This is a genomic window from Halorubrum lacusprofundi ATCC 49239 (assembly GCF_000022205.1).
GTDB classification, from domain to species: domain Archaea; phylum Halobacteriota; class Halobacteria; order Halobacteriales; family Haloferacaceae; genus Halorubrum; species Halorubrum lacusprofundi.
The window spans coordinates 1647167-1671440 of record NC_012029.1; the positions used below are offsets into that span (position 1 = coordinate 1647167).

General features: G+C 62.4%; 23 protein-coding genes and 1 tRNA gene. 13 read left to right on the plus strand and 11 right to left on the minus strand.

The annotated features are described in order from the left end of the window. Positions 1–77 precede the first annotated feature (77 nt). Positions 78–1217, plus strand: coding sequence for a CBS domain-containing protein (locus HLAC_RS08080; RefSeq protein ID WP_015910351.1), 1140 nt, complete (start codon positions 78–80; stop codon positions 1215–1217). A 150-nt stretch (positions 1218–1367) separates the two neighbouring features. Here HLAC_RS08080 and HLAC_RS08085 read toward each other — a convergent pair whose 3' ends face one another. From HLAC_RS08085 to HLAC_RS08095, 3 genes are all read right to left on the minus strand, one after another. Next, a complete protein-coding gene (locus tag HLAC_RS08085) occupies positions 1368–5015 on the minus strand; it encodes a S8 family serine peptidase (RefSeq protein ID WP_015910352.1) in 3648 nt (1215 codons plus the stop codon). Between the two features lie 72 nt (positions 5016–5087). Next, entirely contained in the window at positions 5088–5795 is a 708-nt protein-coding gene (radB, locus tag HLAC_RS08090) for a DNA repair and recombination protein RadB (protein ID WP_015910353.1), read from the minus strand. 195 nt (positions 5796–5990) lie between these two features. After that, positions 5991–6197 (minus strand): cold-shock protein, encoded by a 207-nt coding sequence (locus HLAC_RS08095; RefSeq protein ID WP_004046191.1) that lies wholly within the window; start codon positions 6195–6197, stop codon positions 5991–5993. Between the two features lie 171 nt (positions 6198–6368). Here HLAC_RS08095 and HLAC_RS08100 point away from each other — a divergent pair, with 171 nt between their 5' ends. The 6 genes from HLAC_RS08100 to HLAC_RS19415 all read left to right on the plus strand — a co-directional run bounded on the left by HLAC_RS08100 (position 6369) and on the right by HLAC_RS19415 (position 10118). Next, complete coding sequence (locus HLAC_RS08100; protein ID WP_015910354.1) at positions 6369–7064, plus strand: SCO family protein; 696 nt, start codon at positions 6369–6371, stop codon at positions 7062–7064. Beyond that, positions 7061–7633 (plus strand): TlpA family protein disulfide reductase, encoded by a 573-nt coding sequence (locus HLAC_RS08105; RefSeq protein WP_015910355.1) that lies wholly within the window; start codon positions 7061–7063, stop codon positions 7631–7633. Before HLAC_RS08100 ends, HLAC_RS08105 begins: the two co-directional genes overlap by 4 nt. A gap of 16 nt (positions 7634–7649) precedes the next feature. Next, complete coding sequence (locus HLAC_RS08110) at positions 7650–8315, plus strand: cytochrome c biogenesis CcdA family protein (protein WP_015910356.1); 666 nt, start codon at positions 7650–7652, stop codon at positions 8313–8315. Positions 8316–8428: 113 nt separating this feature from the next. Continuing rightward, positions 8429–9031, plus strand: a complete 603-nt coding sequence (locus HLAC_RS08115) for a hypothetical protein (RefSeq protein WP_049933418.1) — start codon at positions 8429–8431, stop codon at positions 9029–9031. A gap of 109 nt (positions 9032–9140) precedes the next feature. Further along, positions 9141–9797 carry an AIM24 family protein gene (locus HLAC_RS08120; protein WP_015910358.1) on the plus strand — a complete coding sequence of 219 codons (657 nt, stop codon included), beginning with the start codon at positions 9141–9143 and terminating at the stop codon, positions 9795–9797. 102 nt (positions 9798–9899) lie between these two features. After that, positions 9900–10118 carry a hypothetical protein gene (locus HLAC_RS19415; protein WP_015910359.1) on the plus strand — a complete coding sequence of 73 codons (219 nt, stop codon included), beginning with the start codon at positions 9900–9902 and terminating at the stop codon, positions 10116–10118. 17 nt (positions 10119–10135) lie between these two features. On the opposite strand, the gene HLAC_RS08130 is transcribed toward HLAC_RS19415, so the two are convergent. Continuing rightward, the gene (locus HLAC_RS08130; RefSeq protein ID WP_015910360.1) at positions 10136–11491 is read right to left on the minus strand and encodes a sodium-dependent transporter; all 1356 of its coding nucleotides are present in this window, start codon (positions 11489–11491) and stop codon (positions 10136–10138) included. A 198-nt stretch (positions 11492–11689) separates the two neighbouring features. On the opposite strand from HLAC_RS08130, the gene HLAC_RS08135 reads away from it, so the two are divergent. Next, positions 11690–13078, plus strand: a complete 1389-nt coding sequence (locus tag HLAC_RS08135; protein ID WP_015910361.1) for an NAD(P)/FAD-dependent oxidoreductase — start codon at positions 11690–11692, stop codon at positions 13076–13078. A gap of 46 nt (positions 13079–13124) precedes the next feature. Here HLAC_RS08135 and HLAC_RS08140 read toward each other — a convergent pair whose 3' ends face one another. After that, positions 13125–14246, minus strand: a complete 1122-nt coding sequence (locus tag HLAC_RS08140) for a M24 family metallopeptidase (protein ID WP_015910362.1) — start codon at positions 14244–14246, stop codon at positions 13125–13127. Positions 14247–14418: 172 nt separating this feature from the next. Between HLAC_RS08140 and HLAC_RS08145 the strand changes: the two genes are divergently transcribed. The 3 genes from HLAC_RS08145 (at position 14419) to HLAC_RS08155 (ending at position 15715) form a co-directional block, all read left to right on the plus strand. Then, positions 14419–14493, plus strand: a tRNA-Val gene (locus HLAC_RS08145). A gap of 445 nt (positions 14494–14938) precedes the next feature. Continuing rightward, complete coding sequence (locus tag HLAC_RS08150; RefSeq protein WP_015910363.1) at positions 14939–15424, plus strand: LAGLIDADG family homing endonuclease; 486 nt, start codon at positions 14939–14941, stop codon at positions 15422–15424. A 90-nt stretch (positions 15425–15514) separates the two neighbouring features. After that, positions 15515–15715, plus strand: a complete 201-nt coding sequence (locus tag HLAC_RS08155) for a hypothetical protein (protein ID WP_015910364.1) — start codon at positions 15515–15517, stop codon at positions 15713–15715. A gap of 327 nt (positions 15716–16042) precedes the next feature. On the opposite strand, the gene HLAC_RS08160 is transcribed toward HLAC_RS08155, so the two are convergent. The 4 genes from HLAC_RS08160 to HLAC_RS08175 form a co-directional block, all read right to left on the minus strand. Beyond that, positions 16043–16519: a hypothetical protein gene (locus tag HLAC_RS08160; protein ID WP_015910365.1), complete on the minus strand. Its 477-nt coding sequence runs from the start codon at positions 16517–16519 to the stop codon at positions 16043–16045. A 388-nt stretch (positions 16520–16907) separates the two neighbouring features. After that, positions 16908–18752 carry a helix-turn-helix transcriptional regulator gene (locus HLAC_RS08165; protein WP_015910366.1) on the minus strand — a complete coding sequence of 615 codons (1845 nt, stop codon included), beginning with the start codon at positions 18750–18752 and terminating at the stop codon, positions 16908–16910. Positions 18753–19022: 270 nt separating this feature from the next. Beyond that, positions 19023–20024 (minus strand): tyrosine-type recombinase/integrase, encoded by a 1002-nt coding sequence (locus tag HLAC_RS08170; RefSeq protein WP_015910367.1) that lies wholly within the window; start codon positions 20022–20024, stop codon positions 19023–19025. A 598-nt stretch (positions 20025–20622) separates the two neighbouring features. Beyond that, on the minus strand, positions 20623–21588 hold the full coding sequence (locus tag HLAC_RS08175) for a ferritin-like domain-containing protein (protein WP_049933422.1): 966 nt from the start codon (positions 21586–21588) through the stop codon (positions 20623–20625). 392 nt (positions 21589–21980) lie between these two features. Here HLAC_RS08175 and HLAC_RS08180 point away from each other — a divergent pair, with 392 nt between their 5' ends. Next, positions 21981–22331 carry a 4a-hydroxytetrahydrobiopterin dehydratase gene (locus tag HLAC_RS08180; protein ID WP_015910369.1) on the plus strand — a complete coding sequence of 117 codons (351 nt, stop codon included), beginning with the start codon at positions 21981–21983 and terminating at the stop codon, positions 22329–22331. 149 nt (positions 22332–22480) lie between these two features. Further along, entirely contained in the window at positions 22481–22963 is a 483-nt protein-coding gene (locus HLAC_RS08185) for a hypothetical protein (RefSeq protein WP_015910370.1), read from the plus strand. Between the two features lie 41 nt (positions 22964–23004). On the opposite strand, the gene HLAC_RS08190 is transcribed toward HLAC_RS08185, so the two are convergent. Both HLAC_RS08190 and HLAC_RS08195 read right to left on the minus strand, forming a co-directional pair. Further along, positions 23005–23910: an ATPase gene (locus HLAC_RS08190; RefSeq protein WP_015910371.1), complete on the minus strand. Its 906-nt coding sequence runs from the start codon at positions 23908–23910 to the stop codon at positions 23005–23007. Next, positions 23907–24233: a DUF5827 family protein gene (locus HLAC_RS08195; protein WP_015910372.1), complete on the minus strand. Its 327-nt coding sequence runs from the start codon at positions 24231–24233 to the stop codon at positions 23907–23909. The genes HLAC_RS08190 and HLAC_RS08195 overlap by 4 nt, the downstream gene beginning before the upstream one ends. Positions 24234–24274 lie beyond the last annotated feature (41 nt).

Sequence of the window (24274 nt, forward strand, 5' to 3'; positions counted from 1 at the left end):
CCGGCTGGCGGAGTCCCAGCGACCGCCACCGCCCCCGCACTTTCAATACCCGGCGCGTCCAACCTACAGATTGGACCATGAACATTGTTGATATTGCGGTGCCGGAGTACGTCGAGGTCGACGTCAGTGAGCGACTCGCTAAGGTCCGGTCCATCTTCGAGCGCGAGAACCCGAAGGGGATCATCGTCACCGAGGACGGCGAGTACGCGGGCGTAGTGGGAGAAAAACAGCTCATGCGCTCCCGGATGGAGGACGACACCAAGGTGTCGGCCGTGATGAAATCGGCCCCGTCGGTCGACCGCCACGAGGACCTCCGTGAGACCGCCCGGCTGCTCGTCGAGGGCGACGTGAAGATCGCACCGGTCTACGAGGGCGAGAAGCTCTACGGGATCGTCACCGTCGACCAGATCCTCGAGGCCGTCCTCGACAGCCTCGACGCGATCACCGTCGGCCAGATCGCAACCGAGGACGTGATCGGAATCAACGAGAAGGACACCGTCGGGAGCGCGATCAACCGCCTTCGCGAGAACGGGATCTCCCGGCTCCCCGCCCTCGACGAGGACGGCCACCTCGTCGGCGTCGTCACCACCAACGACATCGTCGAGTTCGTCGTTCGCGATCAGGAGCGACAGGGCAGCGGCGACCGCGCTGGCGACATCGACCGGATGCTCGATATCCCCGTTTACGACATCATGTCGAGCCCCGTCGTCACCGCGACCGCCGACGAGACCGCGGAGGCCGTCGTCGAACGCATGTTCGACAACAACGTCTCCGGGCTGGTGGTCACGCCGAAGGGAGCTGACACCATCGCGGGCATGGTGACGAAAACCGACGTGTTGCGCGCGCTCACGTTCACCGAGCAGGACTCGATGGACGTACAGATCACCAACGTCGCCCTGCTGGACACGACCTCTCGTGAGCACATCGTCGAATCCATCGAGCAGGTCGCGAGCAAGTACGCGGATATGCACGTCATCCACGCGCACGTCCGGCTCCACGCCCACAAGGAGAAACTCCGCGGCACCCCCCTGATCCAGTGTCAGATCCGCCTCCGCACCAACGAGGGACAGGTCGGCGGCTCCGGCGAGGGATACGGCGCCGAACACGCCTTCCACGTCGCGCTCGACAAGCTGGAGCGCAACGTTCTCGAAATCAAGGGCGTCAACGCCGACGAGGAGTACCGCGGCCAGCTCCTCCGCAAGCTCGGCGAGCTGTAAGCCGGTAGCCCGTCTGACGCGACGGGCGCTCGCATCGTTGCCTTCGACCGACTCTGGGCGTCTCGCCGCGGCGGTTTCCGCTTCCGTCTCCGCTTTTGCGCGCGTTTCGCCTCCGTTCTCGCCCTCTCGACGCGGCTCGATGTTCGACTATTACTCGCGACCGCCGCGTCCCCCGCGCCGCCCGACGAGGAACGCCGCCCCGAAAATCGCGAGGACGCCGATCGCGGGACCGAAGCCGGGCGTTCCGTCGGCCGACTCGTCTTCGTCGCTGGTGTCGTCGCCTCCGGACTCCCCGTCGGTCGCCACGCCAGATTCGGTATCGATCCCGTCGTCTTCCGCGTTGTTCTCATCATCGCCGTCCGCTAACTCACCGTCGACCGGATCGTCTTCGCCGTCTGTCGGGTCGTCGGTCGCGTTCGTCGGGTCGTCGGTCGCGTTCGTCGGGTCGTCGGTCTCGTTCGTTGGATCGTCGGTCGCGTTTTCGGGCTCGTCAGGGTCCTCCGTGCTCGGCGGTGGCGCGGGACCGGCGCCTGCTGTGCCGCCGCCACCGCCTGCTGTGCCGCCGCCGTCGGATTCGGCGTCATCGCTGCTGACTGCAACGAACGTGAGTGTCTTTTCGCTGTCGGGAGTCGTGGCGGTTACGGCGTATGTCCCGGTCGCTGCACTCGATCCGAGCGACACAGAGACCGATTCCGACTCGGTATCGCCGACCGCAACGTCGCCGATCACCACGGGATTGGGACTCACGGAGCCGCTCCGATTCAGCGTGACGTCCACGGACGCGTCGTCGGTAACGCGCCCGTCGTTTCGCACTGTGAGCCCGAAGCCGCCGCTCGATCCCTGTTCGATTTCGTCATCTCCCGAGAGTTGGGTGATAACGAACGCGCCACGAGGAGACAGCGAGACGTTCAGCTCTCGAGTGTCGTTCGCGGTGAACGTGAGCGTCTGACTCTTCTGTGCGTATCCGTCCGCGGAGACAGTTATCTCCCGCTCGCCGCGTTCGAGAGCGTCGAGCGCGTAGGTTCCGTTCGCGTCGGTCGTGGCCGTCCGTTCCCCGTCTACCGTGATCGTCGCGTCCGGGATCGCCTCGCTGTCGGTCGCGTTCGTCACCATCCCGGAGAGAGACCCTCGCTGTGGGATTAGTGCGAAGCTCTCGCTTGCCGTCGCGTTCGGCGAAACCGCGATGTCGGCTACCGTCTGGGTATCGAAGTCCGGCGCGTCCGCGGTGGCGTTGTAGGTGCCGGGACGGAGATCGACGGAATAGGTCCCGTCGCTGGCCGCGTCGACGGCCGCGACCGCTCCGCCCGTCTCGTCCGTGACCGTCACGGTCGCGTTCGACGGGAGATCGAGTCCGTCACTCGCGCCAACGACGCCGCTCAGCGTGCCGTTCCGGAGCGCGAGCGAGATGTTCGCGGTCGCGGTGTCCCCCGACCCGGCCAGGGCCACCGTCTGATCCGCCGGGGCGTACGTCGCGTTGCTCGCGATGACGGTGAGATCCGTAGCCGGAACGTCGATCGCGTAGGTGCCCTCAGATCCCGTTATCGTCGTTCCTACCACTTCTGTACCGTTCTTCACAACCACGTCGATCTCGGCGAGGGACGCGTTCGTCTCCGCGTCGGTGACGGTACCGCTGATCGTCCCGACGGCCTCCGCGATCCGGATCGACGCCGAGGCGTCGTCCTCGGGGGAGACGACCGTCACGGTCGTCTCGCCGGTCCCGAACCCGCTCGGCACGGTTCCGCTGAGCGAAACCGTCGTCGTGTTTCCGGGGCCGAGCGAGACGTTCTCCGCGCCGAGGGCGCTGGCGTTGCTCGCATTCCCGGGGTCGACGAGGCGGAGTTCGACGGTGCGGTTATCGCCGGCCACCTCGCCGTCGTTCGTCACGTTCACCGTGGTGGTAAGCGGTCCACCGCGTTCGACGGTTTCGGGCGTGGTGAGATCCGTAACCGTGTACGAGGGAGGTTCACGGACAGTAATTGTCGACGCTTGACTCGAATCCTCAGTGTAGACGCCGTGCGAGTATTCGTCCGGATCGGTCTCATGGGGGACGACGTAGGTGAACGAGACGGTCGTCGCTTCGCCGGGATCGAGAGAGACGGTTGTGTCGTTACCGACGGTTCCGTTAAATTGGTACTCGACAGTTCCGGTTCCCGGTCCGCCACCAGTGTTGGTGACCGTTGCGGAGGCTTCAACCGTCGCACCGGGGTCCGTTTCTTTGGGGCCATCAAACTCAGTCACCGTGAACTCGTCGCTCGTGACCGAAGAGACGGCTTCGAATCCGTCCACAATTCCGGCCCCGTAGCGGTCGTCGGGATCGGCCGCGTTCGACGGGTGGTTCGCGGTATTACGGAGCGTGTCGTAGAGCTTGTCGTCAGAAACATCGCCCGACGACGCCGACAGCATCAACGCCGCGACGCCGCTGACGTGCGGTGCGGCCATGGAGGTGCCGTCCTTTCGGATGTAGGTACCGCCCGGTTCCGCCGAGTATACGCTCACGCCTGGCGCCGACACGTCCGGAACCACGTACTCGTCGGGCCAGTCCGCGGGGGCATCACTTCCCCACGCGCTTGACGTGTTGATCGTCTCTCCGCTGGAGAAGTCGGCGACGCCGCGGCTGTCGTTGACCGCTCCGACCGCGAGCGAGTCGTAGACGTTCCCGGGAGAACTCGACGTTCCTTGACCGATGTTCCCGGCCGAAACGACCGCGATCTTCCCGGCACTGCGAGTGTTCCGAACCGGTTCGATGAAGTATGGTAAGTGCCCGTCCGCACCGAGGCTCATCTGAAGCACGTCGACGTCCGGATCCTGCGTCGCGTGTTCCATTCCCGCGACGACGCGGACGAACGTCGCGTTGGTCCCGTCGTCGTCGAACACCTTGATCCCGTGGAGCGACGCGTTCGGTGCGACGCCGATTGCGGTCCCACTCGCGTTTCCGCCCGCGACGGTTCCGGCGACGTGAGTTCCGTGCCCGTCTCCGTCCGACGCATCGGACACGTCGTCGCTCACCAGATTCCCGTCCGCGTCGTACTCCGCCCACCCGCTCACCGTTAGGTCAGGATGGTCCGGGTCAATTCCCGTGTCGATCACGGCGACGGTCGCGCCCTTCCCGCGGGTCCCGAACGTCTCCCAGACCTCCGGCGCGCGCACCATCTCGACGCCGTAGGTGGCGTCGGTGTCGGTCGAAGCGGTCGAGACGTCCTCGGGAGTAGGCGCGGGCGGTAGACCGGAGGTCCCGATCGCCTGCGAACCACCGTCGCCGGGAGTCGTCGTTGTTGCCGAGTCGAGTTCGACTTCGAAGTTCTCGTGGACGCCCTCGACGCCCGGCACATCAACGAGCCGATCCAGCGGGACGCGGTCGGTGTCGACCGTGACGAGCATCGCGTTCGCGAGCCAGAAGCTTCGTTCGACCGTGACCGCGGACCGTCCCTCAGCGAACGATTCGAAGTCGGCCTGCGCGCTCGCGGCGTTCGTTTTGAGGTCGTTCGTCGAGAGCGTCGACGACCCCTTCGAATACCCCACTTCGCCGTCATCGGTTCCGATCCGAGTGCCGCCCGCGAACCGCACCACGAGCTTGACGGTGCCGTTCGCCGAGCGCAGGTCGGAGGCGATCACATCGCCGTCGGCCGTCGAAACGGAACCGACCGCGGCGGGATCGGTTCTGCCGGAATCAACCGCCTCAGTGCTGCTCGTAACCAAACCGCCAGCGACCGCACCGGGTGCGACGGCGGCCACGATCAGACAGGCGACAAGAACGAGCGTGGCGGCAGTCGCGGTAGAAAAGGGAGACGAGGGGATCACTACCAATCACGTCGGCGCGACCCCCATAACTCTTCACGTCATGTGCGACGCTTCTCACATCACGCGCGACGCTTACGTCTCGGCGCTCTCAGCCAGCCCGTCGGCGACGATCTGAAAGGTGGCGGTGTCGCCCGCGGGCTTCGAGCGATGCTTCTCCAGCGTCACCCGTCGGTTCCCGCCGCGGAACCGGTCGACACGGACGATCGCGCCGGTCCAGTGGTTGAGAGTGTTACCGCCGAGCGCGCGGTCGCGATCGCTGTCGGGATCGGTGAACACTTGATTCGTGATGACGACGGCGATGTCGTGTCGCCGGGCCAGAGACAGGAGGTGCGTCACCTGCTTTGCGACCTTCCGGAGTGACTCTCCGCCCTCGGTGTCGCCGGCGCGCTCCAGTCGGTAAAAGCCGGTCGCGGAGTCCAACACGATCAGCTCGATCTCCTCAGCGAGCTCCTCGGCGTCGCGGACGGCCTCGCGTTGGTCATCGAAGTCGTACGCCTCGGAGATCACCAGCCGCGAGGCGATTTCTTCGACCGTCTCGTCGACGTCAGGGCGATTGGCCCGGCCCGCGGCCATCTGCTCGAATCGGTCGATGGAGAGCCCCTCGGTGTCGATGTAGAGGGCGCGGTCGCCGCCGGCCGCGACCTCGACGGCCGCCGCGAGCGCGAGGTTCGTCTTGCCGGCCGCTGGCGGGCCGTACACCTGCGTGACGACCCCGCGCTCGAACCCCCCGCCCAACAGGTCGTCGACCGGCCGACAGCCGGTCGGGATCGGATCGCTCACTGACGAGGGCTTCGCTCGCGCTCGTATTTAAACGGTCGATTGCGGCGGAGATGGGTCGATACCCGTCGCTCGTTAGAGGAACAGCCGTCGCTCGTCGGTGTATTATAAGTGTGAAAGAACGGAGATGGCGTCGATCACGTTGAACGACGCCGAGATCCGGTATTGCGTGCGGACGCGTTGTCCGCGATAGTATCGTTAGTTGCGCGTCAGGTTCGTCGCTCGGGGTCCCTTGGGGGACGACTCGATGTCGAATTCCACTTCCTGACCCTCCTCGAGGTCCGGGCCGCCGACGTCTTCCATGTGGAAGAACACGTCTTCGTCGTCGTCGAGGTCGCCGTCGTCAGTCGAGATGAAACCGTAGCCGCCAGTGTCGTTGAAGAAATCAACCTTACCGTTTGCCATTGCAAACAAACATACCGCCCGTTCGGGGATAACCCTTGCGAGGGTCACGGTACCACGACCTCCTTGAGACAGGCTCACGTCCGCACGAAAACACGCTCGCTCGCCTGTGTTCAGCGCGTGCGATCAGCCGCGGGGTTCATTTATGGGCAACCACGTACGTCAGGTAACGACATGGATCGCCGCCACTTCCTCCGCTCGTTCGCCGCCACCGGCGTCGCTGCCGGCACGACCGCTACGGCCGGCTGTGCCGGAGTTCTCGGCAACTCCGGTGCCGAAGGGACGGTCCTCGGCCCGCCGGAACAGACCCGGGGCGACCCCGTCCACCCGATCCACGGCGACGAGATGCCCGAGTTCACTGTGCCGGACCCGATCACGGGGGAAGAGATATCGACCGAACAGTTCGAGGGCGAACGCGCGTTCCTGTGGACTTCGTTTTACACCAACTGCCCCGACGGCGTCTGTCCAGCGCTGATCCTCCGACTCCGCCGGGCGCAGGAGTACGCTGCCGAAAAGGGATTCGGCGACGAGGCGGCGTTCCTCCCGCTCACCTTCGACCCAGAGCGCGACACGTCCCAAGTCCTCCACGAATACGCCGGTCAGCAGGGCGTCGATCTAGACGCCGGCAACTGGCACTTCCTCCGTCCCGAGAGCTACGAGGCGGGCAAGGAACTGATGATGGACAGCTTCGGCCTGAAGATCGAGAAGACCGACGGCGAACGGTACGAGAACTTGGAGTACGCGTTCCCGCACTACGGCCTGATCTTGCTCGTTAATAAGCAGGGGATCGTCGAGCGGTCGTACCCGCGAGGCCCGAGTACGGACATCGAAGCGCTCGTGGACGATTTCGAACGGGTGGTCACTGCGTGAGGCGTCGCGACCTCCTCGCCGGGCTCGCGAGCGTCGGCGCCCTCGGCGGAGCGGGCGCCGTCGCGACGGGGCGCGTTCCCGACGCGATCGGCGGAGACGAGCTCGGCGGCAGCGAGGCCGACGGTGACAGAGCGGAGCCGATCGAGCCGGTGACGCTCGACACAGTCGAGGCGCCCGGAAGTCGGGACGGAGAGGTGACGCTTCCGATGCCTGACCGCCCGACATTCGTCGACTTCTTCGGAACGTGGTGTCCCCCCTGCGAAGAGCAGATGCCGGCTCTCGCGGAGGCCCACGATCGGATCGGCGACGAGGTGCTGTTCGTCTCGGTGACGACAGAGGACGTCGGCGGCGCGGTTACCGAGGAGACGGTCGCCAACTGGTGGCGCGAGAACGACGGCGACTGGCTCGTCGCGGCCGATGTCACCGCCGAACTCGCGGCCCGTCTCAACGTTGGTGGCTACCCGAGCGCTCGCGCCATCGACGCGTCGGGACGCGTCCGGTGGGCCACCTCCGGGACGCACACCACCGAGGAGTTCGTCGACGGCATCGAGCGAGCCCTCGACCGATGACAAGACGAGGCGACCGATGACCGACATCTCGCTCGCGACCAACGTCCCGTTCGCCGTGACCGCGGGCGTCGCGACGTTCTTCTCGCCGTGCGCGTACCCGCTCTTGCCGGGGTACGTCGGGTTCTACGTGAACTCCGTCGACGCCGATTCTGCGTCGGTCCTTGGGGCGGGAGCCCGAGGGCTTGCGGCCGCGGTCGGTGTGCTGGCGACGTTCGCGCTGCTCGCTGGCGCCACCGTCCGGATCGGCTACTCGACGCTGGCAAACATCACCGTCTTCGAGACGCTCGTCGGCGGATTGCTCATCGTTTTCGGGCTACTCGTGGTCTTCGGGCGCACCCCGTCGATCTCGGTGCCGCTACCGAAGCGACGCACCGGCGTATTCGGATTCGGCCTATTCGGCGCGGGATACGCACTGGCCGGCGCCGGCTGCGTGGCGCCGGTGTTTCTCGGCGTCGTGGCCCGGGCAATTGCGCTCCCGTCCGAGACCGCAGTAATCCTATTGGCCGTCTATGCCGGTACTGTCGCGGTCCTCATGGCCGCGACGACCGTCGCGACGGGCGTGGGGCTCATCAGCAACGCCAACCGGGTGATGGCCCACGCCGGTACGCTGAAGCGGCTCGCGGGCGCAGTGATGATCGTCGCGGGCGTCGGACAGCTGTACCTCTCGCTCGTCGTCTACTGATCGCTCGCGGCCGGTGACGGTCGGTGCGGGGACCTCCGTGTCTTGCTGTCCTTCTTTCGCTCAGATCGCGAATGGCAGAGAAGGATATCCGTGTCGGCGTTCTGAGTAGGAGCATGTATTCCACACGGCGGCGGTATCTCCGCGGTATCGGCGGCGGGTCGGCGCTCCTCGTCGGCGGCGCCGGGTGTCTCGGTCGCGGCTCACCGAACGGCGACGATAACGGGACGCGTCCTTCGGGGACGGGCGGCCCCGGTATCACTGTCGTCTCGGTCGACGGCACCGACGACTCCCCTGTCGTTCCCTCCGTCGAGATCGTCCGCGAGGCCGCGACGGAGTCGTCGCCCCCGCGGCTCCGGACGACCCTCGAGAACACCGGCGATGAGCCCGTAACCGTCGGCGAAGGGCGAGCGGTCCACCTCGAGTACGTGACCGACGATTCAGGGGCGCTCGTGTTCCTCCCGAGCGACGGGGAGTTCCCGGCCGAGCCGGGCTGTTGGCGACTCACCGACGGCGTCGCCGTCACCGAGGAGTATCGCACGTTCGAGATCGACGCCGGCGCGTCGAGCCGCCGATCGGTCGACCTCTACGCGACTCCCGGCGAGGACGCCTGCCTCCCGGTCGGGGAGTACCGGTTCGAAACCCCCATCTCGATCGGCGAGCCGGGCTCGGAAACGGGCCCGTCTGACCGGTGGGGCCTGACAATCCTTCTGGAGTGAACGAGCTGCCGGCGTCGCGAGAGTACCTCGACGGCCGTCCGGCACCAAGATTCATATTCGATAGCGAGGAACAGGTCCGTAGCCGAACCTACGGGTTCGGTCCCCGCATATGAATCTCGATCAGTTCACCGCCGAGAACGCACCGACAGCGAGCGACGAGACGTTTCAACGCGAGAACAGCTACACCTTGGACGTCGACGTCGACGGCACCGTGATGGCGAAGGCCGGATCGATGGTCGCGTACACGGGCGACATTTCGTTCACCGGAAAGGCCTCGGCAGAGGGAGGAATTACGGGCTTCCTCAAGGAGGCCGCCACCGGCGAGGGAACGCCGATTATGAGCGTCGAGGGCGAGGGTCACGTCTACTTCGCAGACGACGGCAAGAAGGTACAGGTCGTCGAGCTCGGCGCTGGCGAGTCGATCACGGTCAACGGCGAGGACGTGCTCGCGTTCGAGGAGTCGCTCTCCTACGAGATCAGCACCATCGACAGCCTCGCTGGGGCGTTCGCGGGCGGCTTCAGCAACGTCTACCTCGAAGGGCCGGGCTACGTGGCGCTCACTACCCACGGCGATCCGATCGTCTTGGAGCCGCCGGTCGCGACCGACCCGAGCGCGACCGTCGCGTGGGGCGGTACCTCCCCGAACGTGGAAGTCAATCGGAGCCTCTCGGACATGATCGGTCAGGAGTCGGGCGAGCGCTACCAGATGCGCTTCGAGGGTCCCGACGGCTTCGTCGTGGTCCAGCCGCGCGAAGAGCACGTCTAACCAGCGACCGCCCCACGTTTCTTATTTCTTCTCGCGCCGCGCGTCACCGCACCGGTGAACCGCCGGCTATCTTTTTGGCTCGGCACTCCGAGCTTCCGATCGATGGACGAGCGCGCCGAGCACGACGGGCCGCCGGACGCGGCGGCCCCCCCCGGTACCCCAGACGATCGCAGACTCACCGACGCGACCGGGGTCATCTGGAAGACCGACACCGCGACCGTCACCGGTGCCGAGGCCCTTTGCACGGTCGAGACCGATCGACTCGCGGCAGCCGGCGTCGACGGGGATGATCAGCGACTACCCGACGGTCAAAACCGGTGAAACGGGAAAATCGATCTTTATCGCGCCGCCAGCCAGTCCGCGAAGTCGCCGGTGAGGAAGTCGACGTAGTCGACGATTCCGAGGTACAGCGAGACGAGCACGACGATCACGATCGGGATCCGGACCGCCCAGATCCACGCGTCGTCGAGGCCGCCGATGTCGGCGATGCCCTTCCGGAGCTCGTCGCGAGCGACGTCCGGGATAACCCAGCCGACGAACAGCGCGAGCAGCAGCGAACCGAGGACGAGCAGGATGCCGTCAGCGAGCAGGTCGTACAGGTTGAGGAACATCAGATCGATGGTGACCGGAACCCCGAGGAGGAAGACCGCGGTCCCGAGCGCGACCGATGCCGGTACCCGAGAGACGCCGAGCTCGTCGATCAGGTACGAGACGAGCATCTCCAAGATGCTGATCGCCGACGAGAGCGCGGCAATTCCGACCATCCCGAAGAAAACGACGCCGAGGATCCGACCACCAGGGATACCGGCGAACGCCGCGGTGAGGCTCACGAAAATCGCGCCGGGACCGCCCGTGCCCGGTTCGATCCCGACCGAAAAGAGGATGGGGAAGACGACGAAGCCGACGAGGACCGCGACGAGCGTGTCGAGCGCGGCGATGATACCGGCGTCGGCCGCCAGGTTCCGATCCTCACCGAGGTAGGAGGCGTAGGTGATCATTACGCCCATCCCGACCGAGAGGGTGAAGAACGCCTGCCCGGCGGCGGCCGGCAGGATCTCCGTCCAGTTCGCCGCGATCGTCCCGAAGTCGGGCGAGAGGTAGTAGCTGTACGCCGCGCTCGCGCCGTCGAGCGTGAACCCGTACGCGGCCAGCCCGAGAAGCAGCACCACGATCACGGGGACCATGACCTTCACGCTCAGCTCGATGCCGCGCCTGACGCCGGCGGCGATGATGCCGATGACGAGCAGCATGAACACGGCGTGGAACAGAAGCGTGTCGAGGCCGGTCGAGACCGTCCCGAACAGCGCGTTCGCCTCGGCCGGATCGGTGAGCGTGAATCCCTCGGTGATGCCGATGAGGGTGTACCGGAGGAACCAGCCCGCGACGACGCTGTAGTACGACAGGATGATGAAGCCGGTGACGACGAACAGCCAGCCGGCGTACGACCACGCCCCGCTACCCAGCTCCCGCAGCGCGCCCACGGGATTCCGGTCGGTCCGACGGCCGATGACGAACTCGACGAGGATCGCCGGGAACCCGATGAGCGCGACGAACGCCAGATAGGTGATCAGAAACGACGATCCGCCGTACTGGCCGGTGATGAAGGGGAACCGCCAGATGTTCCCCAGTCCGACTGCGCTGCCGACCGCGGCGAGGATGAACCCCGTCCGCGTTGCCCATGTCTCGCGTGCCATTTGTGTGCAGGATCGAAACCCCGGACCCCCTAAAAACGTGTCTCTCCGCCGCTCTTCCCACTAATCATCAAACATGATCAATCGGTCAACGGATGCGGCAGAAGGAGCGGTTCGGCGCGCGTGTCCCCTTTGAGGCAGGCGTGTCGACGCCGCATCGGGGACCGTGAATTTAATAGCCGGACGGCGACCTCACGGGATATGGAACGCGTAGACGTCGCGATCGTGGGTGGCGGTCCGGCCGGATCCGCCGCAGCGCACGCGGCCGCGACCGACGGCGCCGACGCGCTCGTGCTCGAAAAGGGGGTTCCCCGTGCCGACCGCGACCGGCTCGGTCCGGATTCGACCGATGCCGCTGGCATCCTCGACTACTGGGTCGACATCATGGGGATCCACCCCGACGAGTTCGACGACGGGATCGTCCAGCGCGAGCTGAACCGCGCGGAGTTCCGCGGTCCGGACGAGTCGGCGACGCTCACAAGCACCGGAATCGACTCCTCGTACGACAAGTTCGGCTACACCTTCCACCGCGCCCGCTTCGACGACTGGCTCCGCGACCGCGCTGAAGACGCCGGCGCCGAGTACCGCGCGGGCGTGTCGGTCCGCGGCGTCGACACCGACCCCGCTGTCTCGCCCGAAAGCGACGACCCCCGACACGTCGTCGAACTCGCCTCCGGCGACACGGTCGGCGCGGACTTCGTCGTACTCGCCGACGGCCCCCAGCGCACGGTGACGAACAAGGTTCTCGACGAGTACCTCCCCGCGGACGCGGCCGCCTCCGACCGGCTCGCCTCGCGGACGGCGAACCACATCGCGTATCAGGAGTACCGGCGCGTCCCCGAGGAGGTGTACGAGGAGGTGAACGACGCCATCGTCTTCTGGTGGGGCGTGATGCCCGGCGAGACCGCGTACCCGTGGATCTTCCCGAACGCCGACCGGGTCTGTCGGATCGGTCTGACGATGCCGATCGGGCTCGATATCGACGACTTCGACCGCGACGCGTACGCGCTGCTCGACGCCGACGACGAGTCGATCCCGCGGGGCAGCGAGTACGTTCGACGCCTCTTAGAGTGGCAGTACGGCGACGAGTACGATATCGAGGAGGACTTCCCCATCGTCGAGGACGCGGGCAAGCGGAACGGGACCGAGACGTACCCGATCTCCTCGACGCGCCCCATCGACTCGCCGACCGAGGTCGGGATCGCCGTCACTGGCGGCGCGATGGGAACCACCTCAGCCTTTCACGAGGGCGGCGACCACGTCGCGGTCCACACCGGCGCACTCGCGGGCGAACTCGCCGCCGCGGGCGACATGGCTCCCTACAACCGGCGATGGAAGGAGTCGATCGGGGACGAGATCGTCCGGAACGTGACGATGGCGGACATGGTCGCCGACTACGGCCCCGACGACTGGAACCGGATCATCGGCGCCGCCGACGCCATGCTGGCGGCCGATGCCGGTGACGGGCTCCTCGCGCAGCCGTACCGCTCCGGCTGGGAGTCGGTGAAGCTCTTGGCGGGCTACAAGTGGAACAAGCACCGCGTCAAGAAGGACTACGTCGGTATCGACGAGAGCGAGTACGTCTACTGAGGCGGTTCGTTTTCTGCGGTCGCCCGCGATGGTCGTCCGCGGCGGTCTACCGAATGACCGGTGCGGACAGCTCTCGCGGCTCCGTCGCGACTCCCTCGATGTCGACCGGTTCAACCTCGTGTGTCGGCCACTGCCCGGTCTTCGTCAGCGTCTCGGTCCGGTCGGGCGCCACGAGGTGGGTGTCCTCGCTTTTGGCTCCCTGTACGGTGGGGTTCCACGCGTAGCCCATGGGCCACCGAACCGGCTCGTTGCTCTCGGGTGTCGCGATCCACTCGCGGCCCGCAAAGCCCGCCGCGCCGCCCTGGTGGTGCTCGCGCCACTCTCCGGCGAAGCCGACGGCGTCGTACGCTGTTCGGATCGTATCGAACACGTCGCCGGCGGTGTCCGGGCCATCGGAGCCCGTTAGCTCTCCGGCCGCGGCGGCCTCGGTCGCGGCGAGCGCGGTTGCCTCGACGCGCGCGGCCGCGCGATGGCGCTCCTCTAGCCAGTCGGGGGCGTCGAACGCGACGGTTCGGGTGAGCGAGGCGTAGAGGCCGGCCCGCTCGGCGGTGACGGACACGAGCGCGTAGTCGCCGAGCGTCGCGTCACTCGGGGTGTAGTGGCGGTAGCGCTGGGCGCGCTCAGCGCCGCCGACGAGCACGACCGGGGTGTCGACGTCGCGGGACGCGAGCGAGATGTCGATGCCGGCGGCCACTTCGTACTCCGGGTCCTCAGGTTCGAGGTTGCGGCAGACGGTCTCGACGGCGGCGGCGGCCTCCCGACCGAGTTCGCGGTAGCGCTCGACATCATCGTCGGTGAGGGGCTGCCGAAGCCGGCTCCCGTCGACGCGCTCGAAGCCCGGTACGTCGAAGTCGGCGGCCGCTGGCGCGGGAGAGCGCTCAGTGACCGCCTCAGCCAGCGAGTTCGCGTGCCACGGGAACGACTCGACGGCGACGGCGTCGGGGAGCTCCTCGTCGGCGAGGCGGTCCGCCTCGATGTCGTCTGTGATCACCCGGAGATCGCCGTCGTAGCCGGCGGCCCCGACCCCGAAGTCGGCGTCGGCGTCGACGACGTTGTCGCCGCCGGTGAGCCACGCGAACCCGTTCGGCTTGGCGAACCAGACCGCTTCGAGCCCGCGCTCGTCGAGATACGCGTCGAGCCTCTCGGTGCGGGCGGCGAGATCGACCATACCCGATGATTCTCACCGAGCCAGTAAAACCGGTCGGAACCCGGCCGGCTCGTGAGGAAGTGGAGAGGAATCGGACCGATGAATCGACCGACCGTACCCCCGCGTCGGCGACCGAAACGAAAGGTTCAATTACGTCCCCCGGATACGAAGAAATGCGTCAGTAAGCCCCTGCGGGTTGGTAGTCTAGTCCGGTTATGACACCTCCTTGACATGGAGGAGGCCGGCAGTTCAAATCTGCCCCAACCCACTTGCGCTGCGCGCGTTTCTCAAGGAGACTGTCCCCGCGCCGTGCCGGGGTTTGTTCCTTCCAGCGTTCTCAATTGAACTGCGGAGCAACGCTTCACGTCTCACCACAGGGCCGTACAGCGATTCACTCTCAAGGAGACACGGAAGTGATAATAAACTGCCGGTAACTGCACATTGAGGGTGATTACAGACGATCTCCTCACAGCCAACTGACCACATTCAACAAGGCGTATCCGGAGTGTATTCTTTTATATACCAGATCATCTCTGTATTTCATAACCCCGCCGCCATACAGCGATTCTCGCAACATAACTTAGTGGCGCGGTTGTTGTTGTGTAGACGTGTGAAGAGTCGAGTCATACTGAGAGTAGAGGAGAAGGTGACGAAACGTGTGAATGCTAACCCCGATTCACTGATATTAAAACGGTAGACTGAGATGGCATAGCATGGAAGAACATTGGATGTGGTATCTTACCGGCATGGTTGATAGTGTCGGAGTTTTCAGCGGAAAAATCAAAAAAGACGACGAGTTCTCAATAGGATACAGATTCACTCCGACGCTCTCAATCTCTCGAAATGAAAAGAAAGAGGTAGTGTTGGGAATGGTTGACGAGTATTGTGAGGATCACGGAGTGATATACCGGACAGAAAATCGGACAAATGGAAGTTCGCAGATAATCATCTACCAACCCGAGTCGATAAAGCGGTTCATTGAGCCGATATTCTCTGGCCTAATTCAACAGCAAGATGAAGCTGAGATCATGCTCGATGAAATCCTCCCGATGGTAGAAGACGGAAAGCACACTACCAAACGGGGAATGTTCGAGATTGCTGGACACCTCGATACGCTACGAGAAAGTGTTTTCCGAGGTAAAAAGGGAAAGTACACTCAGGGATACTTCGGACACGAATGGCAAGAAGAGTTGTTCTAACTGCTCAGAAGACGACTCTCGACCAACTCAGCGGCTTCCCTGTGAGGGTCAGAGCCAAGTGTTCAGCAAGTTTGTGGACTTATCATTACGATGGGACGCGCTCTGTTGACGGATCGAGAGCGGGAACTCATTGAGGGGGAGAGTGAGTCGGATGACGACCTTCGGTATCAGGCTATCTCTCGCATTCGTCGCAAGATCGAGGGCGAGATGACGACCGACGTGGAGATTCTACGAGAGCATCATCCCGATCTCTACGAGGAACTTCGAGAGGTCGTGTGTGGTCCGGAGTGAACCAGCGCATTGAAGTGGAGAAGAGCTACCCGACTCAATGCAATAATATCCACCAGTTAGAACACTGACCGGCATACGCGATCGCACACTAAGTAGCTCCGTCTGCGGGTTTTCCGGCTGAGTGTCTGATTTTTCGCTTTTGTTTACGAACTATCGCTCAATTACAGTGTACCTGCCGAACGTAAGATTAACCTATACATTTCAGCAATTTCTTCACATTGAGTCGAAAGGTTATATTCACTCGAAATCATCCAGCACACCATCGAAGACCTCCGAAGCGAGGGCGACGAGAAGGCCGCTAACAAAGCCGAGAAGAAACTTCTTCCCTCATAGCCCCCATTCCTCTCGGAAGTAGTCGGCGTCGTATTTGGAGCTTTGACGTGGCTGTATCGGATACTCTGCTAATCCATCAACAACCTCCATTGCCTCAATGAATTTTTCCTCGGACTTAGGACTCCCATTTTCAAATAGCGGAAGCACTTGATCGAGGAAATACTCAGCTCGATCTCGTTGTTGAATGAAGCCGTCGACAATGGGATCGAGGAATTTTCGAATGTCTTCTCCGTTTTGAATTTCAAGTCGGTTTGATTTTTCGAACTCTTTTATCTGGTATGTTATTGTTGTATTTTCTAAGTATTCATCAATCATTCCGAAGACCGATTTCACGTCCGTCGGTCGGCTGAAATAGAATTTCGGAAGTAGAATATACCCAACGTTATTTCGATTGTCTTTCTGGACATTGATTGTCATTGTAGCTGACGTATCAACCGCTCCAGTAAGATACCATAACCAATGTTCTTCCACACTAACCAGCTTTTATTTAGATATATAAACACTGGTAATTCTCTGGTTCTAACTCTTAGATGCGATATTCGACAGGTGTAGAGTAACCTGAACCAGAGAGCATGGAGGGTCGTGAAAGCCACCAGCTTCCCTCTCACGCGATTCTATGACGTACCACCGAGCAATCATCGCGGAATGAATCTGCTACCTGAGTGGCTTGTTGCTCCTTCCAAGGAACAGTACATTGAGCCGGAGGAGTTCCTTCCCACTCAATGCGTTGGAATATCGAACGAGTAACCGAACGAATTGTCATACTACATTTCGGGAGTCTCTTGCGGGGACGAATCCCACCTCAAAGTATGGTTTTTCCAAAGCCTTCCTATACTACATTATACCCTGCCTTCGGAAACTACTCAGCAAATTCCACGTGTCCGTACTTCTGCGCTTCCTCCAAACGAACATTCGAGAAATGAAACGCACCACCACGGCCCGCAGTCCGTTTATCGAGATACCCCTGTTCGGCAAGTGTCTTGAGGTGTTTTCGGGTGGAGTTCTTGGAGATGGTCACACACTCAGCTACCTTTCCGACCTTCCACTCCAAAGCCTTCCAGTCATCGAAGTTTCGGATTGTCTCAATCACCTGCTTCATTCCGTTCTTATGGGTAATCCACGAGTCAACGGTAGCGAAACGCTTCTTGGCCTCTACCCACTCCGGAAGTGCCGACGTGTGGACGTACACAGTTGCCCCCTTTTCTCCGTGTTCCTCGGTACGTCCGAATCGCATAGCTGCTTGGAGAACCTTGTTCTGGATCTCTGCTTCCATCGCACGATTCCCGAAGGGCCCATAGTCGGTATTTTTGCCTTCAGTTCCTTCCTGTCGCTCTACGGAAATATTGGCCAGCGCGCCCCACTTCTCGATTACGTCGTCGCCCGGATGGGGATTTCCGAGAATAACGCCGACCCTTGTCGTCCCGAGGGTGTTGATACCCTTCAGACCGCCATAGTTCTCTGTCTGCGTGACCAATGAGTTCAGCCCATGATTTTCGTACTGATTGAGGCCCTTCTTAGAGGTGATAACCCCGGGGTTTCTGCCTTCAACTTCTGCGATCTTTTCCACAACGGGTATATCGACGGTGGGGGACACTCCCTCTCCACCCTGATAGGCGTTCCAGTTGTCTGTGGTCTGGACGAGATTAAGTCCGAGGACACTCTCAAGATATAGCTGCTTCTGGTCGTCATCGAGAAGAGGAATCCGCTCAATATCTGCTCCCATTACGAGTTCCCACAGTTCGATGACTGGCGTTCCATCGAGGACAACAACGCTCTCCGCTCCTTCGAAGTTCGGAGGCAAGAGGAACGACCATTGGTGATCGGTATTTCGAGCAGCTACTTTTCCACGCCCGAGGTCAGCAAATTGCCATCGGTTATCCAGACGCTCCTTCTCAAGATTCGCCCGTGTCATCAACGGGGCGAGAGCGTGTGCTGACGAGTTCGAATTTCGAAGAACGTGGGCAGCGTCATAGTCAGACCAAACGTCCTCTTTCCACGCTTCGACTTCGTCCTGAAACTCTGACTGCCGTTCAAGCAATTCAGCGTAGTCGTGAAACGGTAGGCGGTCTTCCTGTTGGAGATATGCCGTGACAGCTGGTGGGACGTGTCCTGTGAACTCCTGTACGAACGCGTCACCCGGGAACTCGTCGACCGCTACGTACCGTTCATCAGTCCAGTCGGTCTGGTAGGCATGGAGATAGTGGCCAAGGAGAACATCGTAAGCATCTGTATCGATATTGAGCTTCTGGATATAGGGACATTCCCCATCGTGCTGGCAAGCCAGATTACTACTGACCAACTTGCTTGCCTGCTGGTGAATCCTCTCTCCCCTGATCCCCTGCCGATACAATCCGAGAAGTTCCTTTGTGCGCTCATCCGCAGGTTCTCCATCGTCGTCAAGTGATACACTCTCACAGTCTCGGTGGAACGAAGGTAGGCGCTTTACTGAGAGATTCAGTTCGGCACACCAGTTCTCATACTCGTTCAAGAGGTCGTGGTGGGGAGCCAAAATCGTCATTTGATTATCCGTTTCTGCCCCCCATTGGAGAACTCCGTAACTCTTGCCCGAGGCAGGAAGTGCCTCAATGAGCGCAATCTCCGAGGTAGAGAATCCCTGCTGGATCACGTCGTCACGGTGGGATCGAACACGCTCTTTGGTCAGTTCTTCCGTCAGTTCAGCCGGTGTAGATGATTCTGTGGACATATCTGTTGAAAGGAAGTACGAAACGCGAGACAAACTCATATCCTCAATGTGTCAAGCACTCCGAAAGAAATCCGGGAGTTGCGACTCGTAAGTTGGGAGTCCCGCGAGAATCTGCCTTCACTTTATGGACAACGTCCAGTGGTAAATAAGTACCCAAATTCGTGTACTGCGTCGATGTAACCGGCAAACTGAGTGAAGAAATAGAGGGTGGTGTTGGGCGCTCGAACCCCCAGGGTTTGTGCCGAGGATGATGATTAAAAAACGGCTTCGCTACTCCATCCCGAACTCCTCGCGGCGAAGTTCCCGCTTTTCGCTTTCCGTCCGGGCATCGTAATGCTTCTCCAGCGTCTTCACGGAGACGTTCATCCTATCGGAGAGGAGTTCCTTTGTGTGGCCATCGTTGAGCCATGCTGTGATCGCGGACCGACGAATTGCGTGAGGAGGAACCGAACCAGGACACCGTGCGGCTGCGTCCCGTCGCTGCGCGGCTTCGCAACTATCTGGATCCCTATCGTGGGGGCACCTGCCCGCGTACACGCAGGGGCGCGTCATGGAGTTAATGTGGCCACGTATGTTCGACCGAACAGGACGACCTTGTTCCGTCGTGATTAGTGGTTCCCGTCCGTGGTCATCGGTTATGTCGTGCCTGTACATTTCGACGTAGTCGTCGATCACGTCACACACCCATTCATGGAGATTCACTTCACGTTCGGCTCCGTACTTGTTCTTGAGCGGTGTACCAGTCTCCGCACGGTGTTCCACCTCAATGAACTGTTTCTCTGAATGGTAATCTCCAAGATCGACCGCTCGGAGAGTTCCCACACGGAACCCGGTGTCCCACAGGAGCGAGAATACCGTGTGTTTCAACGTCCCATATTCGTACTTTTGGAGGTATTGGAGGATCTGTGCGGACGTCTCCGAGTCGATCATCGTGTCCCGAGAGTCATCTTCGGGAACCGGCATCAAGATGTTCTCCGCGAGGTCTTCAACCAGACTGCGTGATTCACACCACCGGAGGAAGACGCGAAGGACAGTCATCTGATTGTAGAGTGTGACTTTGTTGATACCATCCTCGTCCCGGCGATGGATTTTGAAGTCGGAGATGTGGAACCCGTCAAGTTCGTTGACGTAGTCCAGACCTTCGGCCTCACACCACTCAATGAACTGTGACAGCAGGGATGAGTGGTTGTAATAGGTGGACTCAGAAATGTCCGCCCGGCGTTCGTTTAGGTACCGTTCTACTGCGCGTTCGGGTTCGATTTGTCGGGTCATCAGTGTTTCCGAATCGCCCGACCCTGTGTGGTACGTGCGCGGCGTTATACCGCAGATCTTGAATCCGCGGGAGCGCCGAATCTGCCGCAGGCAGACGTGAGAGGCGCTGAGGAGGCCGGCGGTTCAAATCCGCCCCAACCCACTTCTACTTGCGCTTTAATCCACTAGAGGCCGGTATTCGTGACGGGAAATAGTACTACTGCCCAACTGATATTGCAACGACCCCAACGAAGTTGTCGCTCTGGGAGACGCCGACAGCACCGCGGAGTAGGCGGCAATTTCTCTCTACAGAGCGATTTGATGGGACCTACCACGTGCTCACTGACCGGTGAGAGGTGATACCACTAACTCTGAAGATTATCGGCTCAAGGCCGATCTATTCGGAATTCGCGTCACACGAATCGCAAGACGATGCTACTGCCGAGTAGGCTTGACCAACCGAAATAACGGGGATCGAGTCCGACCGAGACCGACGCAGTATGGTCGGAACAAGACCTGTTTCTCAGAGTGGCTGTCGGCTCCAATGGGGACAAACGACCGCTGGTACCACAGACGGAGGCGCTACGTCTGCTCCGCCGTGGTCCCTTTCGCTACTCCGTCAGGACGAGGTGTTGGTGTCGTCGTCGGGAGTGTCTGTGCCGTTGTCGGGAGTGTCTGTGCCGTTGTCGGGAGTGTCTGTGCCGTTGTCGGGAGTGTCTGTGCCGTTGTCGGGAGTGTCTGTGCCGTTGTCGGGAGTGTCAGTTCCGTTGTCAGGGGTGTCGGAACCGCTCTCCTCACCGCTGCTTTCCTCCTCACCGTTTTCTTCGTCCTCCTCGTCGTCAGGCGCTTCCATGCCAACGATGTACGGAGCAACGATTTCCTCGACTTCCGATCGGGAGCGCGGCGCGTCGATCACATTCGGGAAGTTCGTATCGCCGTTAAGCGTCCGCAGGTACGAGGCGTGGCGGGCCTCGACGCTGTGGATCCCGAGCGCCGGGACGAGGACGGCATCGTTCTCAATGTAGGGTGCGGCACCGGCGTACGCGGAGACACCGACATCCTCGATCTGTGCGGCCATTTCGAGGAACATCATTGGATCCTCTACCGTCTCCCCGAAGTCGAACTCCGGCTCCTCAACCGGCTCGCCGCCGAGTTCCTCGACCGCCGCCCCGAGGGCCTCGGCGTGGGCCTCCTCGTGAGCCTGTATCGTCTCGAGCTCTCCGAACATCCCATCGCGGAGCGGGTCGCCCTCGCTGAGGGTGTTCATGAAGGCCTCCTCACCGATGTTTTCCAGCCCTTGCGTGTAGAAGCTCGCTTCGAGGAGTTCGAGCGTTCGAGCGTAGTTGAGGATGTCGACGTCGTCCTCGAACTCGTTTTCGACCGGCTCTTCGACCGGCTCGCCGCCGTCTTCGCCGTTTCCGCCGTCTTCCTCATCGTCCATCTGGGCAGCTCCGGACCCAACGAACGCGCCTCCGAGTGCGAGACCGCCGAGCGCACCGGCCGATCCGGCCATGAACTGTCGCCGCGTGTTGATTCCCGCACTATCCGCCAATCGTTCGCCGTCGTCTTCGTTCGGATTCACCACACCCCACCGTAGGACGGGTCGGTCCTTTGTTATATATCTGGTATTATTGTTCCATCCGGCTTACAAACGCGAGCATGATACATTACTGAGTCGGACGAAATTTCGAGCGCACCTACGCAATCTCTCGGTATTCCGGACACGCTGGGAGTAATTCCGTCGTACGTGGCTTATCGGTCCGTATATGATTTATCATTTGATATTTTCGGTTCGGTGGAGCTAATTGACTCTCGCGCCGTCGAGAACGTGCGCGGTAGGCCGCCACGCATGAGTGCGACGGACGGCGTCGATACGCAACAGGTCCTGGCAGCGCTTCACCGCTCTCCCTACTGAAGCCCCCGACGTCGGAGTTCATCCGCGGAAGGTACAAGGCGCTCGTCGCCCAACAGTGTGGTATGTCATCACCGCTCGCAGACGAGCCAGTTGAGCCGGCCGACGAGGGAGCCGAACCGCTCACCGACGACGAGTACGCCGAGTATCTCGCCGAACTCGGTCCGGTGTGGGAGGTCGTCGACGACCACCACCTCGAAGCGACCTACGAGTTCGACGACTTCGCGGACGCGCTGGCGTTCACGAACGAGATTGGCGAACTCGCCGAGGCAGAGGGGCATCACCCCGATCTCCACCTCTCGTGGGGCGAGGTCGGCGTCGAGATGTGGAGCCACGACATCGGCGGGCTCCACGAGTCCGATTTCGTGATGGCCGCGCGGATGGATCGTATCTACGATGGGGACGGCGGCGACTGAGCCGGGATCGATCGGGATACGGTCGCCGAGTTGTTGCCGAGTAGTCGCCGAGTCGTTGCCGAGTAGTCGCCGAGTGGTCATCAAGCGACCGTCGATAGGCCGGGGCGGCAACGAACGGTTTTAAACCCCTCCCGGCGGAAGTGGGAGTAATGAGTGCGAACGTCTTCCTGGTCCCGATCGACCCGGAGAACTTCGATCGAACGGTTCAGTCTGCGGTCGACCTCACTGAGTACGACGACCGCCCGGACCCTCTCGCCGACCTCGACGAAGTCCGTCTGTGGGCCGTCGACGACGACAGCGGGAACGGCTCGACGTTCGAGCGGATGGAAGAAGGCGACCTCCTCCTCTTCTACCACGACGGTGAGTACCTCGCCACCGGTCGCGTCGGGACGGCCTTCGAGGACGAGGACCGCTGGGTCTCCAGCACGTTCTGGACCGCGTTCCCGACGACCCGCGTGTACACAATCACCGACTTCACGGCCGCTTCCGCCCCGAAGCGCGCGGTCAACACCATCTTCGACTACTCCGCGTCGTACACTCCCGGGTTCATGCGCGTCGCCGACAGTCGGGTGAACGCCGAACTCTCCTCGATCGAATCCGCGATCGAGCACTACACGAAGCGCAACGCCTGAGCGCGCCGCCACCACTTTTCCGAGTTCCGTCCGTTCTCCCGTTAGACCGCGTCGATCAGCATCTCGTAGGCGGGGCCGTAGCGCTCCGTGACGCGCTCCGGGTCGCCGCGTTCGTCGCCGGATAAGGCCGGTAGATCCACTGTCGCGAGCGGCTCGATCATCTCCGTTACGGTTCCGGTATGCTCCTCCATCGTCCCTTCGCGCGGGCTGCCGGACGCGACCGCGCGCGCCTTCGCGTATCGGTCGCCGGCATAGATTCGCGCGCGACCCGGATCGACGACCGCCACCGCGTCGGGCTTGACCGGTCCATCGCGCGGGAGCGGCCCGGCAATGTCCGCGTACGACTCGACGACGACGGGCACCGACGCCGCCGCGACCCGCGCTGCGAGGCGGTCGAACGCCGGGAGGTAGTCGGCCGCCATCACGTCGTTGAACGCCGCTACGTCGTCGACCCGAGTTGCCTCCGCGAGCGGGAATCGGTCGGCGAGACCGTCGGGAAGCAGTCCCGCGGCCTCGGCCGCCCCGTTGACGACGAACCGGGAGCCGCCCTCGGTCGTCACCCGGTCGCAGAGGAACGTCCGGTCCGTGTCACCCAGCATGCCGGTTCGGTCGGGTGTCGGCCGCCAGAGCCGGTGAACGGGATTTATCGACTCCGGAGTGATCGCCTCGGGACGGCTCCGCTCCCCAACGCTCGCCAGCGATCGCGTGCTCGCGGCCGCGAGGCGTCTCGCGTCTTTCCCGTAGAGCCGCCCCGAATCGCTTGCGATCCGGTAGTCGTCGTGGTCGTACCAGTAGTCGTTGCCGGCGCGGGGTTTGACGCCGACCGCGTCGCCGGCGCGGGCAGCGAGGTCTGCCACCAGCCCGGTCGAGAACGTCGTCTTGCCGGCGTCAACGCGAGCACCGCCGGCGACGAGGATCACTAAGGCGTCTGGTCGGTCCGGGCTCACGCTCCGTCTTGCAGGTCGGTGTCCCCTTCTCCTGCTCCCTTTTCACCGTCGATCGCGTGCGGCGCGACCCCGTAGTAGCCGGGACCGTCCTCCGCCAGCGGCTCCGCGATCACGAGGTCCTCGGCGTGAGTCATCACCCAGGGAATCGCCCAGTCGATCAGTACGGCCTCGGTGTCGGGGTCGATCTCGGCGTCCGGATCTAACTCCTGCAGCAGCCGGGCGATCTCCGGGATCGTGTACATCTGATCGGACTCGAACAGCTCTGCGGGTTCGTAGAAGTCACACGGGTACGTCGCGTCGAACGTCGACTTCGGCTCGGGCATGGGCGTGGCTACGGCGTCGCGTTCATAAACGCTGCCGATAC